The organism is Methylobacterium organophilum, from assembly GCF_022533465.1.
Lineage (GTDB): Bacteria > Pseudomonadota > Alphaproteobacteria > Rhizobiales > Beijerinckiaceae > Methylobacterium > Methylobacterium organophilum.
Map to the genome: position 1 here is coordinate 1,406,595 of NZ_CP092848.1, position 22,325 is coordinate 1,428,919.

A 22,325-nucleotide genomic window follows, 5' to 3' on the forward strand; every position below is an offset into this window, starting at 1 on the left:
CCTTTCGCCCGCTTCGCATTCGACTCGCCCGCCGAGCCTTCGAGACTTCACGCCGATGACCGACTCCGCCTCTTCCGCCGCCCCGACGGGCCGCGACTATTCGAAGACGCTGTTCCTGCCCAAGACCGAGTTCCCGATGCGGGCCGGGCTGCCGACTCGGGAGCCGCTGCTTCTGGAGCGCTGGGCGCGCAACGACCTCTACGGGCGAATCCGCCGGGACGCCGCCGGCCGCCCGAAATTCGTGCTGCATGACGGCCCGCCCTACGCCAACGGCAACATCCATATCGGGCACGCCCTCAACAAGATCCTCAAGGACGTGATCGTCCGCTCCCAGGGCGCGCTCGGGCACGACGCCAACTACGTGCCCGGCTGGGACTGCCACGGCCTGCCGATCGAGTGGAAGATCGAGGAGCAGTACCGCGCCAAGGGCAAGAACAAGGACGAGGTGCCGGTGCTGGAATTCCGCAAGGAATGCCGCGCCTTCGCCGCGCAGTGGCTCGACGTGCAGCGCGAGGAGTTCCAGCGCCTCGGCGTCACCGGCGACTGGGGGCATCCCTATTCCACCATGGCCTATCCGGCCGAGGCCGCCATTGCCGCCGAGCTGATGAAGTTCGCCGTGTCCGGCCAGCTCTATCGCGGCTCGAAGCCGGTGATGTGGTCGGTGGTGGAGAAGACCGCGCTGGCCGAGGCCGAGGTCGAGTACGAGGATCACGTCAGCGACACGATCTTCTGCGCCTTCCGCCTGCGGGAGGGCGCGCCGGCCGCCCTCGGCGAGGCCCGGGTCGTGATCTGGACCACCACGCCCTGGACGATCCCGGGCAACCGCGCCGTCGCCTATTCGAAGCGCATCGCCTACGGGCTCTACCGGGTCACGGCGGCGCCGGAGGAGAATTGGGCGAAGCCCGGCGAGACCTACCTCCTCGCCGATGCCCTGGCCGAGCAGGTTTTCAAGGCCGCCCGCGTCGAGGCCTTCGAGCGCGTCGCCGACGTGGCGCCGGATCTGCTGGCCGGCACGCGCCTGCACCACCCGCTCTCCGGGCATGTCCCCGGCTACGACTTCGTCGTGCCGCTGCTCGACGGCGACCACGTCACCGACGATGCCGGCACGGGCTTCGTGCACACGGCGCCGGGCCATGGCCGCGAGGATTTCGAGCTCTGGATGGCCAATGGCCGGGTCCTGGCCCAGGCCGGCATCGAGACCCGTATCCCCTACACGGTGGATGCGGACGGCGCCTACACGCAGGAGGCCCCCGGTTTCACGGGAAAACTCGTGCTGACCCAGAAGGGCGAGAAGGGCGACGCCAACAAGGCGCTGATCGCCGCCCTCACCGAGGCCGGCGCGCTGATCGCCCGTGGGGTGCTGCGCCACAGCTACCCGCATTCCTGGCGCTCGAAGAAGCCGGTGATCTTCCGCAACACGCCGCAATGGTTCATCGCCCTCGACAAGCCGGTCGACGCGCTCGGCAAACGCACCCTGCGCGAGGTCGCGCTCCAGGGGATCGAGGACACCGAATGGGTGCCGCCCCAGGGCAAGAACCGCATCAACGGCATGGTCGGCAACCGGCCGGACTGGGTGGTCTCGCGCCAGCGCGCCTGGGGCGTGCCGATCACGGTCTTCGTCCGGAAGGGCACGAGCGAGGTGCTGCGCGACGAGCGGGTGAATGCCCGTATCGCCCAGGCCTTCGCGCAGGAGGGCGCCGATGCCTGGTTCTCGGACGAGGCGGCCGCACGCTTCCTCGCGCCGGAGCATGATCCCGCCGATTACGAGAAGGTGACCGACGTCCTTGACGTGTGGTTCGATTCCGGCTCGACCCACGCCTTCGTGCTGGACGACCCCGACTCCTTCCCCGGGCTCGCGGGCGTGACGCGCATCCGCGACGGCGGGCGGGACCGGGTGATGTATCTGGAGGGCTCCGACCAGCATCGCGGCTGGTTCCAGTCCTCGCTGCTCGAATCCGCCGGAACCCGTGGCCGGGCGCCCTACGACATCGTGCTCACCCACGGCTTCGTCCTCGACGGCAAGGGCGAGAAGATGTCGAAGTCGCGCGGCAACGTGGTCGCGCCCCAGAGCGTCATCAAGGAATCCGGCGCCGACATCCTGCGCCTCTGGGTGGCCGCCTCCGATTACGCGGACGACCTGCGCATCGGGCCGGAGATCGTGAAGACCTTCGCCGAGACCTACCGGAAGCTGCGCAACTCCCTGCGCTGGATGCTCGGCTCCCTCGCTCACCGCGTCCCCGGCGACGACGTGGCCCTGGCCGAGATGCCGGAGCTGGAGCGGCTGATTCTGCATCGGCTCGCGGAGCTCGACCGCGAGATCCGCGAGGCTTACCGGAGCTACGACACCAAGCGGGTCGTGGCCCTGCTCAACGGCTTCATGACCGGCGACCTCTCGGCCTTCTACTTCGACGTGCGCAAGGACGCGCTCTACTGCGACCCGATCTCCTCGGTGACGCGGCGGGCCGCCCTGCAGGTCATCGACGAGACCTTCCGGCGCGTCACGATCTGGCTCGCTCCCATCCTCGCCTTCACGGCGGAGGAGGCCTGGCTCGACCGCTACCCGTCCGAGGACGGCTCGGTGCATCTGCAGACCCTGCCGGAGACCCCGGAGAACTGGCGCGACCCGGCCCTGGCGGAGCGCTGGCAGAAGATCCGCCGGGTGCGCCGGGTCGTGACCGGTGCGCTGGAGATCGAGCGGGCGGCCAAGCGGATCGGGGCGAGCCTGGAGGCGGCCCCGACCGTGTTCGTGGCGGAGGCGGATCTGCGCGCTGCCCTCGACGGCGTCGATTTCGCGGAGGTCTGCATCACCTCCGGCATCGACGTGCAGCCCGGCGAGGGACCGACCGAGGCCTTCCGGCTCGACGAGGTGAAGGGCGTCGCCGTGGTGCCGGGTCTCGCCCAGGGCCGCAAATGCGCCCGCTCCTGGCGGGTCTCGCCGGAGGTGGGGGCCGACCCCGCCTATCCGGACGTGACGCCCCGGGACGCCCAGGCGCTGCGCGAATGGGATGCGGCGCATCCCGACGCGAGCGCCGCGTGATCGTCCGGGAGAACGGACCGAGCGGGCGCGGGAGGGGGCCGGCATGAGAGCCCCCACCCTCGGCCTCGGCGCGGCGCTCGTCACCCTGGTCCTCGACCAGGCCTCGAAGCTCGGGCTGTATCTCGGCACGGATCTCGTGCTGACGCAGCCCTGGCGGATCAACGCCTATGCCGATTTCCTCGTGGTCTGGAACCACGGCATCTCCTACGGGCTGTTCCAGCAGCGGGGCGATCTCGGCCGCTGGCTGCTCGTCGGCCTCTCCCTCGCCGCCGCCATCGGCCTGAGCGTCTGGATGCTGCGCGCGAGCTCGCGGCTGCTCGCCCTCGCCCTCGGGCTGATCGTCGGCGGGGCGCTGGGCAACGCCGTCGACCGCATCGCCTACGGGGCGGTGTTCGACTTCGTGCACCTGCATGTCGGCGACTGGTCCTGGTACGTGTTCAACGTGGCCGACGCGGCCATCGTGGCCGGGGTGGTCGGCCTCGTCCTCGATGCCGCCACGGAGCGCCGGCGTGCCGAGCCGCAGGCGGATCCGCAGCGCGAAGCCTGATCTGTGGGCAGCGCCGCCGGGGCTGCCCGAAGCCGTTGCGCCCGCCGGTTCCGGCGCCATACCTTTGCCCGAAACCGGGCTCAGGTCGGAGCCTGCGGCGATGCCGACGACTCGGACGAAAACAGGGTCCGGCAAGCCCCGGTCATCGAACAATCAAGTGGGGCAGCATGGGCGGGAAGCGCAAACTCGGTTCCGCGGCGTTGGGGACTCTGCTCGTCGCCTTCGGAGCCACCGCCCTTCCGGGCCTCGCCCGGGCGGCCGAGGGCGAGTTCATGCGCGACACGCTGAGCAATCTCGGCCTGATCGAGCCCGAGCGCCCGGCCATCACCTATCGCGAGCGCGCCCCGCTCGCCATGCCGCCCAAGCTCAACGGCACCGCCCTGCCCCCGCCCCAGGTCCGGGAGACCTCGCCGCAATGGCCGAAGGATCCCGAGATCTCCCGGCGCGAGCGCGCCGCGGTGGAGGCCAAGAAGCCCGTCGTGCGCGGCGCCCAGGGGCGCATGAACGACAACAACGAGACCCTGTCGGTCTACGAGATGGATGCCGGGCGCAAGGCCGGGGCCGGCGCCCTCAACGGCCCGGCGGGTCGCCCCGGTGACGGCGACACCCGTGAATCGACCTGGCTCGACCCGCTCAAGCTGTTCACCGGCGAGGAGCGGACGGAGCCCTCCGTCGTCGAGCCGTCCCGCGACATGCTGACCGATCCCCCCAACGGCTACCGCAAGGCCCCGGTGAAGGTCGTTGCGCCGCAGGGCGGGCCCGTCGGCGGTCCGATCAGCGACAATGCGGAGGCCGACCCGCGCGCCTATATGCGTTCGCAGAGCGGACGCTGACCGGCGAACCGGCTTTCGGGGATCCCGAAGCCGGTACAGGATTTGCCCTTGAGGGCAAACCCCGCGACAATGGCGGATCAGGCTGCAGGTTTTGGACGGCTGCCGAGGCGGCCGCGCGAAGGAATTTTTCAGGATGTACCTCTCTCGCAAGGCCATCGCCCCGTTCGGGCCGGTGCGCGGTCACGGCAATGCCGGCCGCCTCGACGCTGCGCCGTTCGGGCGCTCCGAGGCCGGCGGACCCGAGGTCTCCGCCTTCGTGCTCGACAACGGGCTCGACGTGGTGGTGGTGCCCGATCACCGGGCGCCGGTGGCGACCCACATGATCTGGTACCGCAATGGCTCGGCGGATGATCCGATCGGCCAGTCCGGCATCGCCCACTTCCTCGAGCATCTGATGTTCAAGGGCACCGAGACCCATCCGGTCGGCGCCTTCTCCAAGGCCGTCTCCGGCCTGGGCGGCCAGGAGAACGCCTTCACGAGCTACGATTACACCGCCTATTTCCAGCGCGTGGCCCGCGACCATCTCGCCACGATGATGTCTTTCGAAGCAGACCGGATGAACGGCCTCGTGCTCGCGGACGACGTGGTGGCGCCTGAGCGCGACGTGGTGCTGGAGGAGCGCCGCATGCGGGTGGAGACCGACCCGAGCGCGCAGCTCTCGGAGGCCATGGCCGCCTCGCTGTTCGTGCACCACCCTTACGGCATCCCGATCATCGGCTGGATGCACGAGATCGAGGGGCTGAACCGGCACCACGCCATCGACTACTACAAGCGCTTCTACACCCCGGAGAACGCGATCCTCGTCGTGGCGGGCGACGTGACCCCGGACGAGGTGCGCCGTCTCGCGGAAGACACCTACGGCAAGGTCGCCCCGCAGGGGACCCGGCCGCAGCGCCTGCGCCCGCGGGAGCCGGAGCCGCGCGCCATGCGCCGCATCGCCGTGGCCGACCCCAAGGTCGAGCAGCCCACCTTCCAGCGCCTTTACCTGACCCCCTCCTGCATGACTGCGCGGGACGGTGAGTCCCACGCCCTCGAAGTGCTCGCCGAGGTGATCGGCGGGGGCGCCACCTCCTATCTCTACCGCAAGCTCGTCCTCGAGACCGGCGTCGCCGTGAATGCCGGCGCCTGGTACATGGGCGCGGCCATCGACGACACGCGCTTCGCGGTCTACGCGGTGCCGGCGGAGGGCGTGACCCTCGAAGCCCTCGAGGAGGCGGTCGACCGCGCCCTGCGCGGCTTCGGCGAGGCCCTCGACCCGGTGGCGATCGAGCGGGCCAAGATTCGGCTCGTCGCCGAGACGGTCTATTCCTCCGACAGCCAGTCCTCGCTCGCCCGCATCTACGGCTCGGCGCTCGCCATCGGCGAGACCGTCGAGGAGGTGCGCCGCTGGCCGCAGGAAATCGAGGCGGTGACGAAGGCGCGGATCGCCGAGGTCGCCGCGCGTTATCTGACCCCGGCCCGCTCCGTGACGGGCTACCTCACCAAGGCGCAGGAATTCGACGCGCCGGTGATCGCCTCCGCCGCCTGACCGTTCCGGCTGAACACGACCCGCCGCGCCGCCCGCCGAGGGCGGCCTCCGGCATTTCGGAAGAATCGACGAGGACCCCGATGAACTTGGCCGAGACTGGCGCCCGCACCGCGCCCTCGCCGACGCAGGCGCTGCCGGTGCCGGCTGCCCCCGGCATCGAGGCCTGGCAGGTGCCCTCGCCCGTTGTGCCGATGATCGCGATCGCCTTCACCTTCGAGGGCGGTGCCGCGCAGGATCCCGAGGGCAAGAGCGGCACCGTGCAGATGCTCTCCCGGCTCCTCGACGAGGGCGCGGGCGACCTCTCCTCCGACGCCTTCCAGGAGGCGCTGGCGGCGCGGGCGATCGAGTTGAGCTTCCACACCGGTCCCGATTCCCTCGGCGGCTCGCTGAAGACCCTGCTCAGCCATGCCGATGAGGCGATCCGCCTGCTGGCCCTGGCCCTGGCCGAGCCGCGCTTCGAGCCGACGGCGATCGAACGCGTGCGCGCGCAGATGATCGCGAGCCTGCGCTATCAGCAGAACGATCCCGGCGTGCTCGCCTCCCGCCGCTATTTCCGCGAGGCCTTCCCGAGCCATCCCTACGGGCGCCCCTCCGCCGGCACGATCGAGAGCGTGTCGGCCATCACCCGCGACGATCTCGTGGCGATGCATCGCCGGCTCGTCGGCCGGGGCGGCCTCAAGGTTGCGGCGGTGGGCGCCTTCGAGACCGACCAGATCGCCGCGATGATCGAGCGCGCCTTCGGCCATCTGCCCGAGGCCCAGCCGCTGGACCCGGTGCCGCCGACCCATATCCACGAGCGCGGCCGGCGCATCGTGGTCGATCTCGACGTGCCGCAATCGGTGATCCGCTTCGGTCTCTCCGGCGTGGCCTGGCGCGATCCCGACTTCATCCCGGCCTACGTGCTCAACCACATCCTCGGCGGCGGCGCCTTCACCTCGCGCCTGTTCCAGGAGGTGCGCGAGAAGCGCGGCCTCGCCTATTCGGTCGGCACCTCGCTCACCAGCCACCGGGCCGTGGCGATGACCTGGGGCTACACCGCCACCAAGAACGAGCGCGTGGTCGAGGCCCTCGACGTGATCGGCGATGAGATCCATCGCCTCATCACGGAAGGCCCCTCCGACGACGAGCTGCAGAAGGCCAAGGACTACCTGACCGGCTCCTACGCCCTCGGCTTCGACACCTCGACCAAGATCGCCAACCAGCTCGTGCAGATCGCCTTCGAGGGCCTCGGCATGGACTACATCGCCCGGCGCAACGACATGGTCGCCAACGTGACCCAGGCCGATATCCGCCGGGCCGGGGCGCGCACCCTCGGCGACGGCAAGATGCTCGTGGTCGCCGCCGGCCGCCCGACCGGGCTCTGAGACGCGTCGCGGCGGGGAGGGCTCAGCCCTCCCTGCGGCGGGAGGAGCCCCGGATCACCGGGCGCCCGCTCAGCACGACCTTGCGCACCGACTGGGTCGGGGATTTCAGCCGGTCGAACAGCAGGGCCATCGCCTGGCTGCCGATCTCGGCGACCGGCTGCTCAATCACGGTGAGCCCGGGCTCGATCAGATCGGTCCAGGGCTCGTTGTCGAAGCCCGCGAGCGCCACGTCGCCGGGCACGGCGAGGCCGAGCCCCCGCACCGCCCGCAAGGCGCCCATCAGGATCAGGCCGTTCGAGAGGAGCAGCGCGTCGGGGCGCGGTGCCTCCGCCGCTTCGGGCGCGAGCCAGTCGCGTATCGCCGCTTCCGCCGCGACCGCATTGGGGGCCACGATGCGTGATTCGGGCCGCAGGCCGTGCCGGGCCATGGCCGCCTCGTAGCCCATCCGCCGCTCCTGGGCGGTCGAACTCGTGGCACCGAACAGGCCGGCGATCTGCCGGTAGCCCTCCTCGGCGAGGTGGTCGACGAGGGCGGCGCTCGCCGCGGCATTGTCGAGCACCACGCTGTCATGGGCCCCCGGCGGCCCGGTGCGGTCGATGAACACGACCGGGACGTCGAGCGCCTGCTTCATCGAATCGGCGGTCGCCCGGGTGGGGGCGAAGATCACCCCGCTCACCCGCTCCTCCTCCATCAGCCGCAGATACATCCGCTCCCGCTCGGGATCCTCGTCGGTGTTGCAGAGGATCACCCGCATCCCGGCGGCATAGGCCGCGTCCTCCACGGCCCGGCTGACCGCGGTGAAGAACGGGTTGCGGATATCGGCGACGATCAGGCCGACGGTCCGGGTCGATTGCGAGCGCAGGCGGCGGGCCGAGAGATTCGGCCGGTAGCCGGTCGCCCGCACCGCCTCCTCGACCTGCTGGCGCAGGCTCTCGCTCACCGGGCCGTTGCCGAGGGCGCGGGAGACCGTCGCCGTGGAGACGCCCGCCGCACGGGCCACGTCGCGGATGCCGACGGTCATGCGCTGGGAAACGTTTTCACTTGCATGACAGGTGTTCTGCCACCGCATCGCGCCTTAAGGCAAGCCGTCCGAGTGTTCTCTTTTGCACTATTTCGCCGGCAGCGATTGACATAGGCAATGAAAACGTTTTCAGTCGCCACAATAAGATCCAGGGAGGAGCACGCCATGCTCGCACCGACCCCTTCGCACCTGTCTCCCCGGCTGCTCGTCAGGCTCGGCGCGGCCCCCGCTGGCAAGGAGGCCGCGATCCGCGAGGCGGCGCAGCTTCTCGTGGCGGCGGGCTGTATCGACCCCGCCTACGAGGCGAGCATGCTGCGGCGCGAGGCGGTGGCGAACACCTATCTCGGCCATGGCGTCGTCATCCCCCATGGCATGGTCGATGACCGGCATCAGGTCCGCGAGAGCGGTCTCGCCGTGCTCCAGATTCCCGGCGGCATCGAATGGCATGACGGCCAGACGGCCCATCTCGTCGTGGCCATCGCCGCCCAGTCCGACACGCACATCACCGTGCTGCGCCGCCTCACCCGCCTGATCCAGGACGAGGCGCGCCTCTCGGCCCTGCGCAGCACGACCCACAAGGAGGATATCGCCGCGGCCCTCACCGAGGATGCCGCGGCGCCCGGCGCCTCCGGACCCGCTGCGGATTTGCGGCAGCGGTTCGAGTGGGTGGTGGATTACCCGACCGGCCTGCATGCGCGCCCGGCCTCGCAATGGGTCGAGGCGGCGCGCGCCTGCGGCGCCCGCATCCAGGTCCGCCACGGCTCCGAGGCGGCCGACGCGAAGAACCTGATCGCCCTGCTTCAGCTCGGCCTGCGCTGCGGCGACGAGGTGACGATCTCCGCCGAGGGCGACGACGAGGCCGGGGCGCTCGCCCGGATCTGCTCCGTGGTGACGGGCCTCTCCGCCGGGGAGAAGGCGGCCGCCCGGGCCGCGGCCGAGGCGGCGGAGAAGGCCGCCAGCCCCGTGGCCGGCTGGAACCCCGCCGAACGGCCGCAGGTGATCGCGGGCCTCGGCGCCAGCCCCGGCCTCAGCATCGGCCCGATCCACGTGCTCGCCACCGCCGAGCTGGTGGTGCCGGACGAGCCCGAGCCGCTGACCCGCGGCGGCGACCGCCTGCACGCGGCCCTCGAGACCACGGCCGGCCAGCTCCGGGCGCTGGCCGACGACACCGAGCGCCGCCTCGGCAAGGCCGATGCCGGCATCTTCAAGGCGCAAGGGGAGCTCATCGCCGATACCGACCTGATCACCCTGGCCTGCCAGCTCATGGTCGAGGGCCACGGCGTCGCCTATGCCTGGAACCAGGCGGTGGAGCGGATGGCCGGTCAGCTCTCCGCCCTCGGCAATCCGGTGCTCGCCGCCCGCGCGGCGGACCTGCGCGATGTCGGCCGCCGGGTGCTCGCCCAGATCGACCCCTCGCTCAAGAGCGGCCACGACCTGCCCGACGTGCCCTGCATCCTGGTTGCCCCGGACCTCGCCCCCTCCGACACCGCCGGGCTCGACCCGGCCCGGGTGATCGGCCTCGCCACCGCCCAGGGCGGCCCGACCTCGCACACCGCGATCCTGGCGCGCACCCTCGGCATCCCGGCCCTCGTCGCCGGCGGCTCGGGCCTGCTTGCGCTGCCGAACCACGCCACCGCGATTCTCGACGGCACCACCGGCCGGCTCTACCTCGATCCGAGCGAGGGCGACCTCGCCTCCGCCCGCGCCTGGAGCGCGAAGCAGCGCGAGCAGGCCGAGGCCGAGGCCCGCGAGCGGGCGCTGCCCGCCATCACCGGCGACGGCCACCGCGTCGCCATCGGCGCCAACGTCAACAATCCCGAGCAGGTGCCGCTCGCCCTCGATCAGGGGGCCGAGGGCGTCGGGCTGATGCGCACCGAGTTCCTGTTCCTGGAGCGCGGCGACACTCCTTCCGAGGACGACCAGTACGAGACCTATTCGGCCATGCTGAAGTCCCTCGGCGGTCGCCCCCTGATCGTGCGCACCCTCGATATCGGCGGCGACAAGCAGGTCGCCCACCTGCATCTGCCCCGGGAGGAGAACCCCTTCCTCGGCGTGCGCGGCGCCCGCCTGCTCCTGCGCCGGCCCGACCTGATGGAGCCGCAGCTGCGCGCCCTCTACCGCGCCGCCCGGGACAACGTCCCCGCCGGTGCACCCGGGGGCAAGGACGCGCCCCTCTCCCTCATGATGCCGATGATCACCTCGGTGCCCGAGGTGGTGCGGCTGCGGGCCGTCTGCGAGGGCATCCGCCGGGAGATCGGAGCGCCGGAGGTGCCGCTCGGCATCATGATCGAGGTGCCGGCCGCCGCGATCCAGGCCGATGCGCTCGCCCGCCACTGCGACTTCTTCTCGATCGGCACCAACGACCTGACGCAATACGCCCTCGCCATCGACCGCCAGAACACCGAACTCGCCGCGGAGGCCGACAGCCTGCATCCGGCGGTGCTGCGGCTCATCCGCGCGACCTGCGAGGGCGCCGCCCGGCACGGCCGCTTCGTCGGCGTCTGCGGCGGCATCGCTGGCGACCCGTTCGGCGCCTGCCTGCTCGCGGGGCTCGGCGTCGACGAGCTCTCGATGACGCCCCGGGACCTGCCCGGCGTGAAGGCGCGGCTGCGCGCCTCCGCAATGGCGGAACTGAGGGCGCTGGCCGCCCGCGCCTGCGCGCAGGAGGACGCCGCCGCCGTCCGCGCCCTCGACACCGCCAGCCAGGGAGCCGGAGCATGAGTGCCGTCGTCACCGTCACTCTCAACCCGGCGATCGATCAGACCGTCACCCTCGACGCCCTGAAGCCCGGCGGCGTGCACCGCGCCCGCGCGGTCTGGGCCGATGCCGGCGGCAAGGGCGTGAACGTCGCCTGCTGCCTGGCCGATTGGGGCCTGCCCGTCGTCGCCACCGGCGTGCTCGGCCAGGGCAACGCCGCCCCCTTCGAGCAGCTTCTCGCCGCCAAGGGCATCGACGACCGCTTCGTCTGGATCCCGGGAGAGACCCGGACCAACCTGAAGATCCTCGACGCCGCCACCGGCGAGACCACGGACGTGAACCTGCCCGGGCTCGATGTCGGGGCGAGCACCTTCGAGACGGTGCGCGCCGTGCTCGGCGACCTCGCCGAGGCGGACCGCCTCGTCGTGCTCGCCGGCAGCCTGCCGCGGGCGCTCCCGCCGGGCGTCTATGCCCGGCTCGGGCGCGAGCTGAAGGCGCGGGGCGCCCGCGTCGTCCTCGACGCCTCGGGGCCGGCTTTGGCCGCGGCGCTTGCCGCCGGGCCGGAGGCCCTGCCCTACGCGATCAAGCCGAACCGGCACGAGCTCGAGGAATGGGCCGGCCGGTCCCTGGCCGACCCGTCTCAGCTCCTGGAGGCGGCCCAGAGGCTTCAGGGAAGGGGCATCCCCCTGGTGGTGGTCTCCCTCGGGGCGGAGGGGGCGCTGTTCGTCGCCGCCGAGGGTGCGCTCCGGGCGCTGCCGCCGCCGACCCGGGTGTCGAGCACCGTCGGGGCGGGCGACGCCCTGGTCGCCGGCCTGGTCGCCGGCCTGCATGACGGCCTCGCCTTGCCCGACCTCGCCCGGCGCGCCCTGGCCTTCGCCGCGGGCAAGCTCAGCCGCACCGGTGCGAACCTGCCGGGGCGCGACGCGGTGGAAGCGCTCGCGCGGGACATCCGGGTGGAGTGGCAGGGCTAGGCCCCGCGAGGAACCCTCTCCCTCTGCGGGGAGGGTTCACCGCCCGCTCAACCAAACGACGCGCGCATTCAGGATCGGGAGGAGACCATGGCACAATTGCTGGCGGTCGTGGGGGGAGGCGATCTCTCCACCCATGCCGTGCTCGCTGTCGAGGCCCTGCGCAAGGCGGCCAGCCGGCGCAACCAGCCGATCGCCCTGGAGTTGCGGGGCGCCGGTACCAGCGGCAATCCCCTATCCGACTCCGCGATCCGCTCGGCGGAGGCGGTGCTCCTCGTCGGTTCCGGCGACCTCGGCGAGAGCCGCTTCGGGGCCCTGCGCCGGGCCAAGGTCGCCATCGAGGACGTGCTCACCGACGTGAACGCGGTGATCGACCGGGTGACGGGCGGGGCCGGCGAGGCGCCTGCCCAGGCCGTGGCCGCCGCGAAAAAAATCGTCGCGGTCACCTCCTGTCCCACCGGCATCGCCCACACCTTCATGGCCGCCGAGGGCATCCAGGCCGCGGCCAAGGCGCTCGGCCATGACGTGCGGGTCGAGACGCAGGGCTCGGTGGGTGCCCGCGATCCCCTCACCGCCCCCGAGATCGCGACGGCCGACATCGTCATCATCGCCGCCGACAAGGGCGTCGACCGGGCCCGTTTCGCCGGCAAGCGCGTCTATGCCACCAACACCAAGGCCGCGATCCGCGACGGCAAGGGCCTGATCGCCACGGCCCTTGCCGAGGGTCAGCTCCAGCCGGCGGGTGGGGCCGAGGCGGCCGCGGAGGGCGTCGCCCGGCCGGCGGCGGCGGAGAAGCAGGCCGGCGCCTACAAGCACCTGATGACCGGCGTGTCCTTCATGCTGCCCTTCGTGGTGGCGGGCGGCCTGCTCATCGCGCTGGCCTTCGCCTTCGGCGGCATCGACGCGATGAAGCCGGAGCATGCCGGGACCCTGGGCTACGCCCTCGGCCAGATCGGCGCCAAGGCCGCCTTCGCCCTGATCGTCCCGGCGCTGGCCGGCTACATCGCCTATTCCATCGCCGACCGGCCCGGCATCGCGCCGGGGATGATCGGCGGCATGCTCGCCGCCAACCTGCAGGCGGGCTTCCTCGGCGGCATCGCCGCCGGCTTCATCGCCGGCTACACGACCGCCTTCCTCAATCGGCACATCCGCCTGCACAAGAACCTGGAGGGGCTGAAGCCGGTTCTGATCCTGCCCCTGCTCGCCACCACGATCACCGGCCTGCTGATGGTCTACGTGGTCGGCGTGCCGGTGGCGGCCGTGCTCGCCGCCCTCACCGGCTGGCTCAAGGGGATGCAGGGGGCGAGCGCCCTGGTGCTCGGCCTGATCCTCGGCGGGATGATGGCCGTCGACATGGGGGGCCCGATCAACAAGGCGGCCTATGCCTCGGCAGCCGCCCTCCTCTCCTCCGGCGTCGACGCGCCCATGGCGGCGGTGATGCTCGGCGGCATGACGCCGCCCCTCGGCATCGCACTGGCCACCCGCCTGTTCCCGGGCCGCTTCACGGCGCCCGAGCGCGAGGCCGGCGGCGCCGCGGCGGTGCTCGGCGCGGCCTTCATCACGGAGGGCGCGATCCCCTTCGCCGCCGCCGATCCCCTGCGGGTGATCCCTTCCATGGTCGCCGGCTCCGGCATTGCCGGTGCCCTCGCCCTGAGCCTCGGCGTCGAGCTGAAGGTGCCCCATGGCGGCCTGTTCGTGCTGCCGATCCCGAATGCGGTCACCAACGTCACGGGCGCCCTGATCGCCCTGGTCGTCGGCACCCTGGTCACGGCGCTCCTCGTCGGCCTCCTCAAGAAGAAGGCGGCCTGAGGACTGCGCGAGACGGGCTCCGACCAGTCTTCCGGACTATCATCGGCCCGGAATACGGCCGAAATGCAATCAAAGGTAGCAATATTTTCGAACTGACGCGTGGCAGACCGGCGCGAGACCGGTCCATGCGGGACGAAGGGGGACGATCCATGAAGGGGCATTGGTTGGTCGTGGCCGCGCTCGGCCTCGGCGCGGCGGGGCTGGGATCCGTGGCCGAGGCGCAGGAGACGCCGGCGGCGGGGACGGGCATCGGCGTTCCCGCCACGGTGCAGCGGCCGGCGCTCCGCCGGGCCGGCGTCCGGGGGACGCGCCGCCCGCGGGATGGCCAGGGTTTCGCAGGGGCCAGCACGGCGGCGGGCGCTGCCGACGCCCTCGGCCAGACCGCGACGCCGCCGGCCGTGCCGCCGGGCACCCTCGACCTCGGCAACGGGCTTTCCTTCCTCCTGAACTATACCGGCCAGGGGGCGATCAACCCAATCGGCGGCCTCCGCCAGGGCTCTGCCTGGGCGGGCCAGGTCTTCTTCGGCATCGACGGCGACCTGAACCGGCTCGCCGGGATCGAGGGCGGCTCGTTCCACATCGCGGTCACGAACCGCCACGGCCGCAGCCTCGCGGACGATTCCATCGGCAACAACACCTCGGTGCAGGAGATCTATGGCGGCGGCCAGACCACCCGGCTGACGCTGTTCTCCTACCAGCAGAAGCTGTTCGATAACCGCCTCGACATCGAGTTCGGCCGGCTGGTGGCCAATATCGCCTTCCTGAATTCGCCGATCTACTGCAATTTCCAGACGAATTCCGCCTGCGGCAACCCGACCTTCGTCTTCAAGACCTCGAACTTCACCTTCTGGCCGGTCTCGAGCTGGGGCGCGCATGCCAAGGCCTGGCTCACCGACAAGGTGTTCTTCCATGTCGGGGCCTACGAGGTGAACCCGCTCCACCAGCAGCCGGGGGATAACGGCCTCGATTTCTCGACCAAGGGGGCGACCGGCGCCATCGTGCCCTTCGAGCTCGGCTACTCGACGACCTTCGTCAACGACGCGCTGCCGCGCAATTACGGCATCGGCGGCTGGGTCGATGCCTCGGATTATGCGGATCCCGTCCGCGACATCACCGGCAACCGCGCCGTGCTGACCGGCCTGCCGCTGGCCACGCGCTTCGGCCGCTCCGGGATCTATGCCCGCTTCGACCAGATGGTCTGGCGGCCCGATCCTAACGGCGTGCAGGGCCTGACCCTGTTCGGCGTCGCCATGGCCGGCACCTCCGGCCGGCTGAACGAGGATTACTTCCTGGAGATCGGCGCCCTGCAGACCGGCACCTTCGCCGGCCGGCCCTACGACACGGTCGGCTTCGTCATCAACACGCAGAAATTCAGCCCGCTGGCGCTCTCCAACATCGAGGCGGCCCAGGCCGCGATCGGCCTCACCCGCTCGATCCCGACCCAGCAGATCATGATGGAAGTGAACTACGGCATCCAGGTCACGCCCGCGATCCGGCTGACGCCAAACCTGCAATACATCATCAACCCCGACCAGACCCGCTTCCCGTTCTATCCGAAGAACATCCCCGACACGCTGGTGGTCGGCGCCAAGCTCTCGGTGGATCTGTTCACCCTCGCGGGGCTCGCCAAGGGGCCGGGCAGCCTGTGAGGGGCCGGGCGGCGCGCGCCAGAAGAATGGAGGGAGGGGGCATGGGCCTCCCCTCCCTCCTTTAGCGTCGGCCGCCTGTTGCCGGAACACAACGACGATCATCTTCGCACGGGCGCGCTTGACTGGTCCGACTCTAAAGAGGGGCGTAACATCCTGAGCGGGCAAGGCTAAATCCGCCGCAATGTCAGTTTGTAATTAGTCTAAGTATTTGAATTATATCGTCATTTTTCTTGCGGAGGGGGCGCTGCCCGGACATCGTCCGGCAGCCCCTTAATCTGAAGCAAGAGTTCCGCATGCCGTCGTGCATCCGTCCCGCCGCCCCTCGCCCTCTCGCGACGCTCCTCCTCCTCGGCACGGCCCTGACCAGCCCCGCCCTCGCCCAGCAGGCGACGACGCTGGAGACGATCTCCGTGGAGGGCAGCCGGACGCAGGGGACGGCGCAGGGCTCCGGCAACGTGGCGGCCCCGGTCGACGGTTCCGCGACGAGTGGCGGCGGCGGCGGCCCGAGCGGGATCGTCGGCTACACCGCCCGCATCAGCCCGACCGCGACCAAGACCAACACGCCGCTGATCGAAGTGCCGCAATCGGTCTCCGTCGTGACCCGCGAGCAGTTGAACGACCGGAACGTACAGACGCTCAGCGAGGCGCTCGCCTACACGCCCGGCGCGGCCGTCAACATCGCCGGCTACGACCCGCGCTTCGATTCGATCTCGATCCGCGGCTTCGACGTCACCTACAACGGCATCTTCCGTGACGGTCTGCGCCAGGTGGGGGCGAACCTGACTTTGCCGCGGATCGAGCCCTACGGCCTCGAATCCGTGACCATCCTGCGTGGGCCTGCGGCTGGTCTCTACGGCCTGGGTTCACCGGGCGGCATCCTCGACGTGACGACGAAGCGGCCGGTCTTTACCCAATTCGGCGAGATGATCCTGCAGGCGGGCAACTACGACCGCTATCAGGGCAATTTCGATTTCGGCGGCCCGGTCCAAGGTAGCGACGGCACGCTCGCCTACCGTCTCACCGGCGTCGTCCGCCAGTCGGACACGTTCCTGCCCGGTGCCAAGGACGACCGCGTGAACATCGCGCCGGCCTTCACCTGGAAGCCCTCGGCCGACACGACCTTCACCTTCCTCAGCGAGTACCAGACCTCGACGGTGCCGGGCACGGCCTTCTTTTACAACGATCCCGGCTTCCGGGTGAGCCGGTTCTACAGTGGCGATGCAGCCTTCAACGACGTGAAGCAGGAGCAGTACCGGATCGGCTATGCCTTCGAGCACAAATTCACGCCGGACCTGATCTTCCGGCAGAACTTCCGGCACTACGGCACATTCGTCGATTTCAAGTATACCTCGATCGATTCGATCAACGATGCCCGCACGATCGGAACCCGCTCCGTTGGCCGGCTGCGGGAGGCGCTGCGGCAGACGACCCTCGACAATCAGATCGAGGGCCATTTCAACACGGGCCCGATCCAGCATGTCGCCGTCGCAGGGCTCGACTACACCCACTACAGCTTCGGTACGCGGTCCGGATTCGGTCTCGCTCCGGATCTTGATCTCGTCAATCTGAACTACGGGCGGCAGTTCATCGCCTCGCCCCTGCTCGGCGATACCTCCCGGCAGGTACAGGACCAAATTGGTGTCTACCTGCAGGACCAGATGAAGTTCGATCGCTTCATCCTGACGCTGACGGGCCGCCACGACTGGGTCAACCAGGACAGCCTCGATGCCACGGGCGCGCGCACGGGCAGCCAGAACGACAGCGCCTTCACCGGGCGCGTCGGCCTCGGCTACGTACTGGCGCCCGGGCTGGTGCCTTATGCAAGCTATGCGACGACCTTCACGCCGCAGCCCGGCGTCAACATCGTCACGAACCAACCCTTTAAGCCTGCGACCGGCGACCAGATCGAGGCCGGCGTGAAGTACCAGATCCCGGGCACGAACATCACGGCCGCGGTCGCCGGCTTCGACATCCGGCAATCCAGCCTGCTGCGTACGGATCCGACCAACGTCGTCAATACCGTGGCGACCGGCGAGGTCAGTTCCCGCGGCTTCGAGATGGAGATGATCGCGAATTTCGCGCCCGGCACCAACCTGACGCTGTCCTACACACATCTCAACTTTCAATTCGTCAATCAGACGGCCTACGATCCCAATCGCGGCGGCTATTACTCGGTCGACGGAAACCAGCTTTCCGGCATTCCGGGCGACACCTTCACGGCCTTCGCTACCTACCTGTTCCCGCCCTCCTCGCCCCTCGCCGGCCTGACCATCGGTGGCGGCACGCGGTTCACGACGAACAGCTTCGCGGACGACTTCAACACGGTCCGCAATCCGACCGTGACCCTGTTCGACGCCCTCGTCTCCTATGACTTCGCGGCCATCGACCCGAGCTACAAGGGCTGGCGCGCGCAGATCAACGGCTACAACATCCTCGACCGAAACTACACGAACTGTCAGACGGGCTATTGCTATCGCGGCGCTCCCGCGACGGTGATCGGCAGCCTGATTTTCCGCTGGTAAGCACCGCCGGGCGCCTCCTTCCGGAAGCGCCCCGCCCCCATTCAGGCGCCCCCCGCCGCGCCCTTCTTCCTGCGGTGGCGGGCCAGCATGTTGAGGGCTTCCACGCCCGCCGAGAAGGCCATGGCGGTGTAGACGTAGCCCTTGGGCACGTGGGCGCCGAAGCCCTCGGCGATCAGCGTCATGCCGATCATGATGAGGAAGCCCAGCGCCAGCATCACCACCGTGGGGTTGGCCGCGATGAAGCGCGAGAGCGGATCGGCGGCGACGAGCATCACGGTCACGGCGGCCACCACGGCGATCACCATGATCGGCACGTGCTCGGTCATGCCCACCGCCGTGATGATCGAGTCGATCGAGAAGACGAGGTCCAGAACCAGGATCTGGCCGATCGCCGCGGCGAAGCCGAGCGGGGCGCCCTTCTCCCCGCTCTCGCCCCCGTCCGGGTCGACGCTGTGATGGATCTCCTTGGTCGCCTTCCAGAGCAGGAACAGGCCGCCGGCGATCAGGATCACGTCGCGCCAGGAGAAGCTCTTGCCGAGGATCGCGAAGACCGGCTCGGTCAGATGGACGATCCAGGCCACCGTGCCGAGCAGGGCGAGGCGCAGGATCAGGGCGAGGCCGATGCCGGTGCGCCGCGCCGTGGCCTGCTGGGCCTGCGGCAGCTTGTTGGTCAGGATCGAGATGAAGATCAGGTTGTCGATGCCGAGCACCACCTCCATCACCATCAGGGTGGCGAGCGCCGCCCAGGCGGCGGGGTCGGCGGCGAGCTGAAGGAGGCTGTCCACGGGCAGGCTCGTCTCTCGGGTCAGAAGGGAAGCGGGAAGCGGCTCTCGGGCGGACGCGTGCCGTGCTCCGGCGCGAAGATGCGCACCGCCTTCGGCACCACCTTGAAATGGGCCGGCGTCTGCGTGGTCAGCTCCCCGTCGGTGTTCACCGGCCGCGGCTTGCGGGTGGTGAGCCGGATCTCCGTGGTGCGGAAGGCGCGCACATCCGCCGCCTCGCCCTGGGTGCCCCGGCGCAGGGCCGGCAGCAGGGCGAGCAGCCGCCACCAATGGGCGACCTCCAGGCTGTAGAAATCCAGCTTGCCGTCGTCGACGGTCGCGCTCTCCGACACCGTCATCCCGCCGCCGTAATGGCGCCCGTTGCCGACCGAGGCCTGGATGGTCACCACCTTCTCGGTCTGGCCGTCATGCTCGATCGTCACCGTGAAGGGGCGGGCGCGGCGCAGCAGGCGGAAGGCGGCGATGGCGTAACCGACCGTGCCCCATTTCTTCTTGGCATCCGCGGTCAGCTCGCCGGCGAGATCCGCCGAGAAGCCGATGCTCGCCACGTTGAAGTAGTAATGCCCGTTGACCCAGCCGAGATCGACGGGCTTCGGATCGTTCGTGACGATCGTCCGCGCAGCCGCGACCGGGTCGAGGGGGATCTGGAGCGAGCGGGCGAGATCGTTGGCGGTGCCGAGGGGCAGGATGCCGAGGGGCAGGCCGCTCGCGACGAGGGCCGGCGCGGCATGGTTCATGGTGCCGTCGCCGCCGCCGAGGACGACGAGGTCGCAGGCGCGGGCATGGCGCTCGATCAGCGCCACGCAATCGTCGGGCTCGGGCTCGATCGGGGTGATGCCGCCCGCGCGGAGCGCGGCGCGGATCTCGTCCAAGGGCGCGGCGCCGTTGCGCGCCTTCGGGTTGACGATCAGGAGGGCGCGCCGCTCGGGCAGCGAAGAGGCGGTCAAAGGGCCGCTCGCATCAGGGGTCGCGCCGCGTCCGCGCTGGCTCCAACGGGGATCCGACATCACGGCCGACGCCTCGACCGCCAGAGGGGCCCGGACCCGGGGCACGCTCAAGGTGGGCTCTTCGGAGCCGAGGGCAAGGGCAAACGGCGCGGTTTTGCCGTGATTCACATGGGGCACGGGGGCCTGCTGCCTCAACTTGCCGAGGCTCGCGCTCCCGTGGCATGCCCGGGCCACGCCGCGCGGGTTCCCGGGCGGGGTGGAACCGTGCGGGCGCCCGGGGGCGTTTGTCTCGCGTTCCCTTATCGCTGCGATCGGATGACGTCATGCGCCGCCTAGCCGGGTACTCCCATCTCGTCCTCCTCGCCGTCCTCGGGGGCGCCCTGCCGGCCGTGGCGCAGCAGGCCGGAGGCTGGGTCGATCCCCCGGCCAAGCCGGCGCCCGGGAAGGCAGCGCCCGCGGAGGCGCCGAAGGCCGCGGCGGAGAAGACCGAGGGGACGCGCAGCCCCGCGGCGCGCACCGAGAGACCCGCCGCCCACACCACCCCGGCCCGGCGCGCGGCCGAGACGGCCCCGCCCGAAGGGCACCGGGGCCGGCTGCGCTTCTCCCGGCGCGACCGGGGCGAGGCGCATCGGCGCATGGCGGCCCCGCTGGTCGTCCCCGTGCCCGTGCCCGCGGAGGCGCCGGCCTCCGATCCGCGCTTCGCGGATTGGGCGGTCACCACGCAGCAGGTCGCGACGGATTACCTGCGCACGGTCTCCTCCGGCAACGACACCTTCGTCGGCGCCGCCCCGCGCTTCTACGCGCCGCAGGTCCGCTTCCACGGCCGCACCATGACCCTCGCGGCGATCATGGCCGAGAAGCGCCGCTTCGGCCGACGCTGGCCCGAGCGGCGCTACGAGCCGCAGGAGCGCGCCATGCGCACCGCATGCCACGCAGCCTCCGCCACCTGCATCGTGCGCGTGCCGGTCGAATTCACCGCATCGAACCCTGCCCGGGGCGCCCGCTCCAGCGGCGTGGCCGAGCTCACGCTCACCGTCAGCTTCGCCGAGGGCCGGCCGCTGATCGTCGGCGAGTCGAGCCGCGTGCTGCGCCGCTACGGCCCGACCCTGAGCGGACTCGCCCCGGGACGCGGCGCCTGAGAACGGATCCGGACGCGGCGATGACGAGTGCTGGCGCCTCCACAGTCTTCCTGCCCACGGCGGACGAGGAGGCGCGCCTGCGCGGCCTGATCCTGGCCGAGCTCGATCGCCAGCGCGCTCATCCCCTCGCCCGCCAGACCCTGGCCCTGATGGTCGAGGCCGCGACGGAGCCGACCGAGGAGGCGCCGGGCTACCGGGTCGTCGACCGGCACGGCGCGCCGCGGATGCGCCCCGTGCCGGCGGCGGACCCGTTTCAGGAAAAGAAGAGCCGGAAGAAGGCCGGGCCGGCGCCTGCGGTGCCGGCCGAGCCCGTCCCCTTCACCCTCGAGGATCTCGTTGCGGAGCTGCGGGCACGCCATCCGGCGCTGTTCGCGCCGATCCCGGAGCCCGCGCCCGAGCCGGTCGAGCCGCCCCGGGACCCCCTCGCCGAGGTGAAGGCCGCGAGCGCCCGGTTCGTCGAGACCCAATCCGCCCTGGCGCGCTCCTTCGCGAACCGCTCTGCGGAACGGGGCCGGGCGATGGCCAGCGCGGCGAGCGGGGCCTTCGAGGGCTGGCGCGCGCGGCGCGACCGCCGCCTCCCCCCCTCCCCGCCGTATTCCGTTCCCTCCCCCACCGAAGGGGCCCCGCCGGTCGCCCCCGATGCGGCGGCGCAGGGTCTCGAAGGGCCGTCTCCGTTTTCGCCCCCGCCGCGGGGCGATCGGCCCGGCCTCGGAGCGGCCGGCCTGACACGCCTGCGCCGCCTGGGCGCCGATGCCGGCGACCGGCTGCGCGAGGGGCGCCACCGGTTGCTCGATCGCGCGCAGGGATTCGGCTGGCGCGACCAGGGCGACGGCGCGCGCCGGAGCCGCACGCTGCTCGCGGGTTTCGCCGGCCTCACGGCCCTGGCGGTGGTCGCGGCGGTGCTGGTCTCGGGGGGGGACGAGGAGGAGGCGACGGCACCGAAGCCGCAGGCCTCGACGGAGGCGCCGCGGCCGGCCAAGGCGCCTGCTCCGCCTCCTTCCCAGGCCCCTTCCCAGGCCCAGCCCCCTGCTCAGGCCAAGGCTCCCCCGGCGGATACCGAGGAGCAGCCGCCCGAGGGCGAGGAGCCGCCCGCCCCGTCCCGCAACCCCAACGAGCTGCGCGGCCCGGCGGAGGTGATCGACACCGCGACCCTGCGGGTGGCGGGCAAGGTCGTCCACCTGTTCGGCGTCGAGTGGGTCCGCGGCGGCCAGGCCGAGGAGCTGACCAAATATCTGGCGGGCCGCGAGGTTACCTGCCTGCCCGCCCCGGGCAGCAGCGCCCATACCTGTACGGTGGAGAGCCGCGACCTTTCCGAGGTGGTGCTGTTCAATGGCGGCGGCCGTGCCTCCTCGGAGGCCACGCCGGAGCTGATCGCGGCGGAGGACCACGCCCGCAGCGAGCGCCTCGGCGTCTGGAAACGCTAGGGGACGAGGGCGCGGGGCGCTGTCCGCGCGTCGGCCTTGCCGTCGGACGCCTTTCCCT

15 protein-coding genes are annotated in these 22,325 nt (G+C 71.0%); 12 read left to right on the forward strand and 3 right to left on the reverse strand.

The genetic code is table 11. The features are described from left to right. Positions 1–55 precede the first annotated feature (55 nt). The 5 genes from ileS to MMB17_RS06515 all read left to right on the forward strand — a co-directional run bounded on the left by ileS (position 56) and on the right by MMB17_RS06515 (position 7,309). Positions 56–3,037 (forward strand): isoleucine--tRNA ligase, encoded by a 2,982-nt coding sequence (ileS, locus tag MMB17_RS06495; protein WP_241101494.1) that lies wholly within the window; start codon positions 56–58, stop codon positions 3,035–3,037. Positions 3,038–3,080: 43 nt separating this feature from the next. Beyond that, positions 3,081–3,584 (forward strand): signal peptidase II, encoded by a 504-nt coding sequence (lspA, locus tag MMB17_RS06500; RefSeq protein WP_238309463.1) that lies wholly within the window; start codon positions 3,081–3,083, stop codon positions 3,582–3,584. A 167-nt stretch (positions 3,585–3,751) separates the two neighbouring features. Next, on the forward strand, positions 3,752–4,417 hold the full coding sequence (locus tag MMB17_RS06505; protein WP_241101495.1) for a hypothetical protein: 666 nt from the start codon (positions 3,752–3,754) through the stop codon (positions 4,415–4,417). A gap of 133 nt (positions 4,418–4,550) precedes the next feature. Beyond that, on the forward strand, positions 4,551–5,945 hold the full coding sequence (locus MMB17_RS06510; RefSeq protein ID WP_238309461.1) for a M16 family metallopeptidase: 1,395 nt from the start codon (positions 4,551–4,553) through the stop codon (positions 5,943–5,945). Between the two features lie 80 nt (positions 5,946–6,025). Further along, on the forward strand, positions 6,026–7,309 hold the full coding sequence (locus MMB17_RS06515) for a M16 family metallopeptidase (RefSeq protein WP_238309460.1): 1,284 nt from the start codon (positions 6,026–6,028) through the stop codon (positions 7,307–7,309). A 22-nt stretch (positions 7,310–7,331) separates the two neighbouring features. Here MMB17_RS06515 and MMB17_RS06520 read toward each other — a convergent pair whose 3' ends face one another. Continuing rightward, the gene (locus MMB17_RS06520) at positions 7,332–8,330 is read right to left on the reverse strand and encodes a LacI family DNA-binding transcriptional regulator (protein ID WP_241101496.1); all 999 of its coding nucleotides are present in this window, start codon (positions 8,328–8,330) and stop codon (positions 7,332–7,334) included. Between the two features lie 165 nt (positions 8,331–8,495). On the opposite strand from MMB17_RS06520, the gene ptsP reads away from it, so the two are divergent. From ptsP to MMB17_RS06545, 5 genes are all read left to right on the forward strand, one after another. Then, positions 8,496–11,051 carry a phosphoenolpyruvate--protein phosphotransferase gene (gene ptsP / locus MMB17_RS06525; protein WP_241101497.1) on the forward strand — a complete coding sequence of 852 codons (2,556 nt, stop codon included), beginning with the start codon at positions 8,496–8,498 and terminating at the stop codon, positions 11,049–11,051. Beyond that, entirely contained in the window at positions 11,048–11,998 is a 951-nt protein-coding gene (gene pfkB, locus MMB17_RS06530; RefSeq protein ID WP_241101498.1) for a 1-phosphofructokinase, read from the forward strand. Before ptsP ends, pfkB begins: the two co-directional genes overlap by 4 nt. A gap of 87 nt (positions 11,999–12,085) precedes the next feature. After that, positions 12,086–13,804, forward strand: coding sequence for a fructose-specific PTS transporter subunit EIIC (locus MMB17_RS06535; RefSeq protein ID WP_241101499.1), 1,719 nt, complete (start codon positions 12,086–12,088; stop codon positions 13,802–13,804). Between the two features lie 149 nt (positions 13,805–13,953). Then, on the forward strand, positions 13,954–15,453 hold the full coding sequence (locus MMB17_RS06540) for a carbohydrate porin (RefSeq protein WP_241101500.1): 1,500 nt from the start codon (positions 13,954–13,956) through the stop codon (positions 15,451–15,453). A gap of 293 nt (positions 15,454–15,746) precedes the next feature. After that, a complete protein-coding gene (locus MMB17_RS06545) occupies positions 15,747–17,975 on the forward strand; it encodes a TonB-dependent siderophore receptor (RefSeq protein WP_241101501.1) in 2,229 nt (742 codons plus the stop codon). 41 nt (positions 17,976–18,016) lie between these two features. Here the strand turns inward: MMB17_RS06545 and MMB17_RS06550 are convergent, their stop codons facing one another. Both MMB17_RS06550 and MMB17_RS06555 read right to left on the reverse strand, forming a co-directional pair. After that, positions 18,017–18,760, reverse strand: a complete 744-nt coding sequence (locus MMB17_RS06550; RefSeq protein ID WP_241101502.1) for a TerC family protein — start codon at positions 18,758–18,760, stop codon at positions 18,017–18,019. A 20-nt stretch (positions 18,761–18,780) separates the two neighbouring features. Then, positions 18,781–19,704 carry a lipid kinase gene (locus tag MMB17_RS06555; protein ID WP_241101503.1) on the reverse strand — a complete coding sequence of 308 codons (924 nt, stop codon included), beginning with the start codon at positions 19,702–19,704 and terminating at the stop codon, positions 18,781–18,783. A 323-nt stretch (positions 19,705–20,027) separates the two neighbouring features. On the opposite strand from MMB17_RS06555, the gene MMB17_RS06560 reads away from it, so the two are divergent. Together MMB17_RS06560 and MMB17_RS06565 are read left to right on the forward strand one after the other, a co-directional pair. Further along, on the forward strand, positions 20,028–20,843 hold the full coding sequence (locus MMB17_RS06560) for a hypothetical protein (RefSeq protein ID WP_241101504.1): 816 nt from the start codon (positions 20,028–20,030) through the stop codon (positions 20,841–20,843). Between the two features lie 20 nt (positions 20,844–20,863). Next, complete coding sequence (locus MMB17_RS06565) at positions 20,864–22,267, forward strand: hypothetical protein (RefSeq protein ID WP_241101505.1); 1,404 nt, start codon at positions 20,864–20,866, stop codon at positions 22,265–22,267. The last annotated feature ends 58 nt before the right edge of the window (positions 22,268–22,325 follow it).

What these genes read in the sequence shown, in the direction of transcription:
- MMB17_RS06560 (WP_241101504.1), top strand. Translation starts at nt 20,028, where the DNA reads ATGCGCCGCCTAGCCGGGTACTCCCATCTCGTCCTCCTCGCCGTCCTC.
- MMB17_RS06540 (WP_241101500.1), top strand. Translation starts at nt 13,954, where the DNA reads ATGAAGGGGCATTGGTTGGTCGTGGCCGCGCTCGGCCTCGGCGCGGCG.
- ileS (WP_241101494.1), top strand. Translation starts at nt 56, where the DNA reads ATGACCGACTCCGCCTCTTCCGCCGCCCCGACGGGCCGCGACTATTCG.
- lspA (WP_238309463.1), top strand. Translation starts at nt 3,081, where the DNA reads ATGAGAGCCCCCACCCTCGGCCTCGGCGCGGCGCTCGTCACCCTGGTC.
- MMB17_RS06520 (WP_241101496.1), bottom strand. Translation starts at nt 8,330, where the DNA reads ATGACCGTCGGCATCCGCGACGTGGCCCGTGCGGCGGGCGTCTCCACG.
- MMB17_RS06545 (WP_241101501.1), top strand. Translation starts at nt 15,747, where the DNA reads ATGCCGTCGTGCATCCGTCCCGCCGCCCCTCGCCCTCTCGCGACGCTC.
- MMB17_RS06510 (WP_238309461.1), top strand. Translation starts at nt 4,551, where the DNA reads ATGTACCTCTCTCGCAAGGCCATCGCCCCGTTCGGGCCGGTGCGCGGT.
- MMB17_RS06565 (WP_241101505.1), top strand. Translation starts at nt 20,864, where the DNA reads ATGACGAGTGCTGGCGCCTCCACAGTCTTCCTGCCCACGGCGGACGAG.
- MMB17_RS06515 (WP_238309460.1), top strand. Translation starts at nt 6,026, where the DNA reads ATGAACTTGGCCGAGACTGGCGCCCGCACCGCGCCCTCGCCGACGCAG.
- pfkB (WP_241101498.1), top strand. Translation starts at nt 11,048, where the DNA reads ATGAGTGCCGTCGTCACCGTCACTCTCAACCCGGCGATCGATCAGACC.
- ptsP (WP_241101497.1), top strand. Translation starts at nt 8,496, where the DNA reads ATGCTCGCACCGACCCCTTCGCACCTGTCTCCCCGGCTGCTCGTCAGG.
- MMB17_RS06535 (WP_241101499.1), top strand. Translation starts at nt 12,086, where the DNA reads ATGGCACAATTGCTGGCGGTCGTGGGGGGAGGCGATCTCTCCACCCAT.
- MMB17_RS06505 (WP_241101495.1), top strand. Translation starts at nt 3,752, where the DNA reads ATGGGCGGGAAGCGCAAACTCGGTTCCGCGGCGTTGGGGACTCTGCTC.